Below are 386 nucleotides of genomic sequence, written 5' to 3'. Positions count from 1 at the left end.
GTGGGCTGCGCGAAGCGGGAGAAGTTGTGGACGCACAGCACCAGGTCGTCCTCGAACTCGCGCAGGAAGGCGAGCACCGCCGGGTTGGAGGACTGCAGTTCGTTGTAGGACCCGAGTCCGAAGGCGGGGTTCTGCTTGCGGATCTCGATCATGCGGCGGGTCCAGTGCAGCAGCGAGGACGGCGAGGACATCGACGCCTCGACGTTGGTGACCTGGTAGCCGTAGACGGGGTCCATGATCGTCGGCAGGAAGAGGCGTCCCGGATCACAGGACGAGAAGCCGGCGTTGCGGTCGGGGGTCCACTGCATCGGGGTGCGCACGGCGTCGCGGTCGCCGAGCCAGATGTTGTCGCCCATGCCGATCTCGTCGCCGTAGTACAGGATCGG

Annotated in this window: 1 protein-coding gene; it reads right to left on the bottom strand. The window is 66.3% G+C overall.

Translation table 11 applies throughout. The features are described 5' to 3' along the window. On the bottom strand, positions 1 to 386 hold a 386-nt coding region (locus tag IO33_RS0142125; RefSeq protein ID WP_031174354.1), incomplete at both ends, for an alpha-glucosidase C-terminal domain-containing protein.

The organism is Streptomyces durhamensis, from assembly GCF_000725475.1.
Lineage (GTDB): Bacteria > Actinomycetota > Actinomycetes > Streptomycetales > Streptomycetaceae > Streptomyces > Streptomyces filipinensis.
Note: the sequence above shows the minus strand (reverse complement) of the source record. Positions and strands in the feature narration are given on the sequence as shown.